Genomic DNA, 6,807 nt, shown 5'->3' on the forward strand with positions numbered 1-6,807 from the left:
TAAGCGTGTTGCTTTTTGACTTTTTAAGTTTGACTTTTTACATAAACCGTATCCCCTTTATGTTTAGTTGTATGGAGCGTTGCTCGCGCCAAATATTCTCTTCAATAGTATAACAAACGTCAAACGGTGTATTAGGTTTCAATAGTGGCAGCAGCCCGGCCTGGTTAAATGCAATGCTGCTAAAGCTTGCCGAACCGGGTTGCATAATAAACATTTTAACATGGTTACTGCCCACCAGGCCCGCGTTACCGCTAACATACACATTTTTGCTGAGGAAAACCGGCGCCATGTTCTCCGGCCCAAACGGTGCAAACTGGTTCAGTATCCTGAAGAATTTGGAGTCGATATCCTTTAGTTCTATCTCGGCATCAATGCTTACTTGCTGTATCAGTTGCTCGGCGGTGATGGTAGCGCCTACTACTTCTTCAAACCGGTCTATAAAAGCTGGTACGTTTTCGGGTGCCATGGTTAGGCCTGCCGCATATTTGTGCCCGCCAAATTGTATCAGCAGGTCGCTGCAACCGCAAAGGGCTTCGTACAGGTCGTACCCCAAAACCGAGCGCGCCGAGCCGGCCACATGCCCGTTTGAGCGGGTAAGCACTACGGTAGGGCGGTAATACTTTTCGGTAAGCCGCGATGCCACTATGCCAATTACACCTTTGTGCCAGTTCTCGTTAAACACCACGGTAGATTTACGCCCTATTAAAATGGCATCGTTATCTATCATGCTCAAAGCCTCGTCGGTAATTTGCTGGTCGTGGCCTTTGCGTTCGGTGTTTTTTATGTTGATCAGGTCGCCTTTTTCTTTGGCGGCATCTTCGTGGCAGGCTATTAATAACTCAACAGCGTGTTTGGCGTCATCAATACGCCCGGCGGCATTAATGCGAGGGCCTAACAAAAATACTATATCAGATATCGTATACTCTTTTGTCCTGCCCGATACCTCCATCAGCATTTTTACGCCAATGCAGGGGTTGCTGTTTATCTTCTCTAAACCTAAGTGGGCCAATACACGGTTTTCGCCTTTAATATGTACAATATCGCATGCAATGCTAATAGCCACCAGGTCAAAATAGGTGCTCACCTCTTCAAATGGCAGGTCGTGTTTTTCTGCATAGGCTTGTACCAACTTTAAGCCTATACCGCAGCCCGATAATTCTTTAAAGGGATATTCGCAATCAGCGCGTTTGGGGTCGAGCACGGCTACGGCGGCGGGCAGTTCCTCACCCGGCAGGTGGTGGTCGCAAATAATAAAATCTACACCCAGTGTATTGGCGTAGGCAATCTTATCAACCGACTTTATGCCGCAATCTAAAGCGATGATAAGCCCAAAACCGTTTTCGGCGGCATAGTCTATTCCTTGGGTAGATATGCCATACCCTTCTTTATACCTGTCAGGAATATAATATTCGATGTTTTGATGATGCTTTTTGAAAAAGCTGTATACCAATGCTACGGCTGTGGTGCCGTCAACGTCGTAATCGCCGTAAACCAGTATCTTTTCGCCGGAGGCTATGGCTTGCTCAATGCGGTCGATAGCCTTTTCCATGTCCTGCATCAGGAATGGGTCGTGCAGGTGCAGGTGGCTGGGGCGAAAGAAGTACTTTGCTTCGTCGAAACTGGTTATGTCCCTGTTTACAAGCAGCTTAGCCAAAACAGGGCCTATGTTAAGCGCTGCCGACAGGTGGTTAACCAAATTCTCATCTGCCGCATCATTTAACATCCACCGTTTATTCATAAATAGTATATCGCTTAAAAAGAGTAAAGATAGTTATTGGATGATAGAACGCAGTGTTATGGTTTAAATTTTAATTGGATATCTAGCCAACAAAATAAATTAGGAAGCCTGATAACTTTCGCTTAAGTTTGTTAAAACATACTAATTGGTATCATATGTCGAAAGCTGCCACCACCCGTTTAATGATCCTTCAAAAATCGTTCGACCTTATTTACAAAAATGGCTACCAGGCTACCAGTATAGATAATATACTGGCTACCACCAAGGTTACAAAGGGCGCGTTTTTTTACCACTTTAAAAATAAAGACGAGATGGGCCTGGCCATGATCAACGAAATTATTTACCCCGGCATGTACGGCGTTTTGGTAAAGCCACTTTTAGAAGCCCATGACCCTATTAGCGATATTTACGAAATGATGCGCAATGCATTGCTTAAAGTGCCTTTTTTACGGGCCAGATACGGCTGCCCCGCAATAAACCTATTAGAAGAAATGGCACCCGGTAACGATGTCTTTAAAACCGCCTTACTAAAACTAACCGACGAATGGCAGCAGGCTATTGAAGCTGTTTTAAACGAGGGGAGTAAAAACGGTGCTATAGCCAAAGGCGTAAATGCTGCGCAAGTTGCCTTTTTTGTTATCAGTGGTTACAGTGGTATACGCAGTATGGGTAAGGCCTTGGGTACGGCATGTTATGCAGGTTATTTGCAGGAGTTTAAAAATTACCTGCAGGGTTTGGCTTAACGCCCCTTTAATACCTGGTATTTATTGCCGTTTGCAGGGTCGGCTTGCGATAGAATGTTTACGGCCTGCGCTTTCTCTTGCGATGATGCCCCGCTTAAAACTGAAACCAGTTCGGCATTTTTGGCGGTAAAAAACACCAGCGGGAAGTATGAACCTAAGCGTTTCCTATCTACCTGTGCCAGTATAGACAAGTCGGCCAATATCGCTTTGCGGCCCTTGCTAGCATTATCGGCCATTACATCAAGCCCATAGCGGTGGTAATCGTATATAACACCTCGCAAATTCTGGTAAAGTTTGTTATTGAGGTTTTCTGATAGCCAGTACCGGTTTAGGTTACTGTCAAACGCTTTCCAGCCTTTAAATGATGATGTTTGCGCGTTAAGGGCAACGTTTTGTGCCGCCAAAAAGTAATTGGTTCCGCCAAAGCGAGAAAACGAATCATAATCTAACCCTATAATAACATAGGCATAAAAAGCCATTACCGAGCTGAGGTTGCCCTGAAAGTTTTGGTCGCTAAAATCTATTGTTTGCCCTTCGTTATAGGTAAAGTCAACATCCTTATCATTAATATTAAGCAGGGTAGTGGTATAAGTTGAGCCGTATACCGGTCTTGACGACTGTACCTGTAAATCGCCGCTAAAATTGCTGCTACCATCCCAACTGGTGATATTCAGTACAAAGTTACATTCAATACGCTCCTGTGGTAATATCGGGTCCTGGCTCCACTTGCGCCCGTTTAAAAAGTCTTTCATAGCGGTTTCCAGGGTTTGGAATATCCGTTTATTGGCTACCTGAATTTTGGGGGTGAGTATTTTTACCCGCGCGTTCAGGTCCTGCGCTTTTGCCACGCAGCCATAAAGAAACAAAATGCTCAGCAACAGGTATCTTTTCATTTATTTATCAGTTCGGCAACTTTCATACAAATATCATGGGCCACCTCGGCCTTTGTTTTTAACTCGAAGCTGGTTTTATGCAGGTCGCGGTCTATTAGGGTTACCTTATTGGTATTGCCTTTAAACCCGGCACCTTCATCATTTAACGAATTTAGTACAATTAGGTCAAGATTTTTCTTTTGCAGCTTATCAACCGCGTTTTCTTCTTCGTTATTTGTTTCCAGCGCAAAGCCGACCAATACCTGGCCGGGTTGTTTTTGGGCGCCCAATGTTTTTAGTATGTCGGTGGTTTTCTTTAATTCGATATTAAGGCCGCCATCTTGCTTCTTTATTTTTTGGGTGGCAACGGTAACCGGTGTATAATCGGCTACGGCGGCGCACATTACACAGGCCTTTGCTGTGCTAAAATGTGCCAGGCATTGCTCAAGCATATCGGCCGCGCTGGTTACATCAATACGTTTTATAGCCCGCTGTTTGCTTTGCTGCGCGCTTGGCCCGGCAATTAAAGTAACATCAGCTCCCATAGCTGCCAGTTCATCGGCAATAGCAAAGCCCATTTTACCCGATGAATGGTTACCTATAAAACGTACAGGGTCTATAGCCTCGTAGGTGGGCCCTGCGGTAACCAGTATCTGCTGCCCTGCTAAGGGCATTCTGCTTTTAATATCACTTTCCAAAAACGCTACTATCTCTTCAGGCTCGGCCATGCGGCCCTCGCCATATAAACCGCTGGCCAGTTCGCCTTTGCCGGGTGGTATTAATGTATTGCCAAATGTTTGCAGGGTGGTAATGTTTTGCCGGGTTGCCTCGTGTTTCCACATGTCCAGATCCATGGCAGGGGCAAAGTACACCGGGCATTTTGCCGAAAGATATACCGCGGTAAGCAAATTGTCGACCAGACCGCCAGCCATTTTAGCCATGGTATTGGCACTTGCGGGTGCAATAAGCATTATATCGGCCCAAAGGCCAAGCTCAACATGGTTGTTCCATTCGCCGGTTTCGGTTTTAAAGTATGCCGAATAAACCGGATTTTTTGAAAGGGTAGATAGTGTAAGCGGCGTAATAAAGTTGGTGGCATCGGGTGTCATCACCACTTGTACGTTGGCACCGGCCTTTACCAGTAAACGCACCAGTGGGGCTGTTTTATAAGCCGCTATGCTACCGCAAACACCTAAAACAATATTTTTATTTTCAAGCATAAACCCTATCCTTATATCCTTTTTAACAGAATACCCGCCAAATATATAACAACGTAATCGTTTTTAAACAAACAAAGCCCCTGTCATCAACGATAGGGGCTTCTGTTTATATTTTCCCGTTAGGGAATAAGTATTATTGCTCTTTAGATGGGTTGCGGTAGTATATCTTATTATCTAAAAATTCCTGCACTGCAATTAAGGTAGGCTTAGGTAACTTTTCGTAATGTTTTGATATCTCTATCTGCTCGCGGTTTTCAAAAACTTCTTCCAGGTTATCATTAGCTGATGCAAATTCAGAAAGTTTTTGGTGTAACTCTTCCTTTATATTGTTTGAAATCTGGTTAGCTCTTTTAGACATAATTACCAACGACTCATATATATTGTCGGTTCTCACATCCAGTTCGCGCAAATCGCGGGTTACTGTGCTGCTTGCAACAGCTGGCTTGTTTGGGTTGTTAATAACGCTCATGTCTTTTTTTTAATTATTAATATGGTATTTTCTGATTATCTCTGTCTTTAATTGATGGTGGCTGGGCGGTGTTGGTCGTATCCTTGGCGGCAATTTTTTTAGCCAGTTTAGGGTTAACTGTTGCTTCGGCCAAAACCTTTTTTGTTTGTATTATGCCACGCTGGCTATCCTTTTTATAATCGGCAGCATCTCTTAAATATTTGCTTGCCGGGTATTTTTCGGTAAACTGGTCGGCATAGGTCATCGCTTGTGTATAACGCTCTTCCTGTTTTTCTTCACGGCTTATCCTTGCGTACTCGTATTGTGCGCGTATAGTTAAAAACTCAATCTCTTCGGCATACTTTGTATCAGGGTAATCGCGCAGCATGTTGCCAAAGGCAATAACCGCCGCCTGGTAATCGCCTATAGTTAAATATAATTTAGCGTTGGCGTAAGCCTTATTCTCCAGTTTATCGCGCAGGTTTTGTATCAGTTTACCTGCTTCGGTAACCCGGTCGCTTTTTGGGTAAAGGTTAATAAACAGCTGTAACGATTCAATAGCCTTTAATGTATTCTCCTGATCGAGCGAATAAATTGGCGAATCGAGGTAGAAACAGTAAGCAGCAATAAACCGGCACTCCTCGGCCCGTGGGCTTGCAGGGTAGGTATCGGCAAAGGTTTTAAAGTGGTAACGGGCCGATGTATAATCCTTAAGCTTATAGTTGGTATAAGCGTAGTAATAGTACAGGTCTTCGTAGCCGGCACGTCCGCGGTAGCGGGTTACCAAGTCTTCAAACAAGCCAAGTGCCTTGTTGTAATCCTTTTTGTTATAAAACTTTAAAGCCTCCTGGTATTTCTTAGCGTTATCGTTACTCGCTTTTAACTTTTCGTACTTGCTTTTACAACTGCCAAGCGCAATAATTAATAGGAGCATTACGCTTGAAATTATGATGAGTTGTTTTTTAAACATTTTGCAAAGATAGGTGAATATTATAAATCAGTCAATTATTTATTTGGGCGAATATATAACGCCGTTTTTGCACCTTATATATATAGGCGGCGCATTTAACATCTTTTAACGTTATGGGCTGGTATATGGTGTATTTAGGCATAATTTAATTGATGTATATAGTATGTATATAATAGCACTTAATTAATGATGGCACAACTCACTGTATATACTATATATAATATAATAGAAGTAGGTGTGTTGTATCTATTACAGCATTGCTAATTAATTATCCCAGGCTTTGCTTGTTTAATAAACGCCGGTAATAAGACAAGGAGGAGATAGCGTGTAAATATTTTGAAATTTTTCATCCTCATTTGCAGCGTGTTAAAAGTACACTAACACTTATTTGCTACAAAGGGTTTGCATAATTAAAAACCTTGCTTACCTTTGCAGCCCGCAAACGAAATAGCGGGACGTTCTGTGAAACATTGCAACACAAATTATTTAAAAATAAAGCTTGCAAAAATGAAGAAAGGTTAATACCTTTGCAGCCCGCAAATGAGGAAACAAATTAGCGGACGTTCATTAAAAAGCAAGCTGAAAAAATAAAAAAATAAAGTTTGCAGAAATCAAAAAGGTTCATACCTTTGCAGTCCCAAAACAAACGGGCAAAATATCAAAAGCGATTTTTGATATAAACACTTGAAAAGTTAGCATCGTAGAAGATGAAAACATATACCGAACCGCGAGGCGAGGAACAAAGTTCTTAAAAGAGATAGAGAATAAATTATGCAGCGTAACGGTAAGTTAGAGATAGCGAGCTGGAGAAGTTGT

General features: G+C 42.8%; 6 protein-coding genes. 1 reads left to right on the forward strand and 5 read right to left on the reverse strand.

Annotated features, from left to right (window positions below; all coding sequences use genetic code 11):
- Positions 1-37 precede the first annotated feature (37 nt).
- Complete coding sequence (gene recJ, locus FFF34_016600) at positions 38-1,738, reverse strand: single-stranded-DNA-specific exonuclease RecJ (protein TSD64167.1); 1,701 nt, start codon at positions 1,736-1,738, stop codon at positions 38-40.
- Positions 1,739-1,893: 155 nt separating this feature from the next.
- On the opposite strand from recJ, the gene FFF34_016605 reads away from it, so the two are divergent.
- Entirely contained in the window at positions 1,894-2,481 is a 588-nt protein-coding gene (locus FFF34_016605; GenBank protein ID TSD64168.1) for a TetR/AcrR family transcriptional regulator, read from the forward strand.
- Here the strand turns inward: FFF34_016605 and FFF34_016610 are convergent.
- The 4 genes from FFF34_016610 to bamD form a co-directional block, all read right to left on the reverse strand.
- Positions 2,478-3,374: a DUF4835 family protein gene (locus FFF34_016610; GenBank protein ID TSD64169.1), complete on the reverse strand. Its 897-nt coding sequence runs from the start codon at positions 3,372-3,374 to the stop codon at positions 2,478-2,480. The two genes, FFF34_016605 and FFF34_016610, sit on opposite strands and share 4 nt — an antisense overlap.
- Positions 3,371-4,573: a bifunctional phosphopantothenoylcysteine decarboxylase/phosphopantothenate--cysteine ligase CoaBC gene (gene coaBC / locus FFF34_016615; protein ID TSD64170.1), complete on the reverse strand. Its 1,203-nt coding sequence runs from the start codon at positions 4,571-4,573 to the stop codon at positions 3,371-3,373. The genes FFF34_016610 and coaBC overlap by 4 nt, the downstream gene beginning before the upstream one ends.
- 133 nt (positions 4,574-4,706) lie before the next feature.
- Positions 4,707-5,042 (reverse strand): DNA-directed RNA polymerase subunit omega, encoded by a 336-nt coding sequence (locus tag FFF34_016620; protein ID TSD64171.1) that lies wholly within the window; start codon positions 5,040-5,042, stop codon positions 4,707-4,709.
- 16 nt (positions 5,043-5,058) lie between these two features.
- Positions 5,059-5,991 (reverse strand): outer membrane protein assembly factor BamD, encoded by a 933-nt coding sequence (bamD, locus tag FFF34_016625; protein TSD64172.1) that lies wholly within the window; start codon positions 5,989-5,991, stop codon positions 5,059-5,061.
- Positions 5,992-6,807: the final 816 nt, after the last annotated feature.

This window comes from Inquilinus sp. KBS0705, from assembly GCA_005938025.2.
In the GTDB taxonomy this organism is placed as follows: domain Bacteria; phylum Bacteroidota; class Bacteroidia; order Sphingobacteriales; family Sphingobacteriaceae; genus Mucilaginibacter.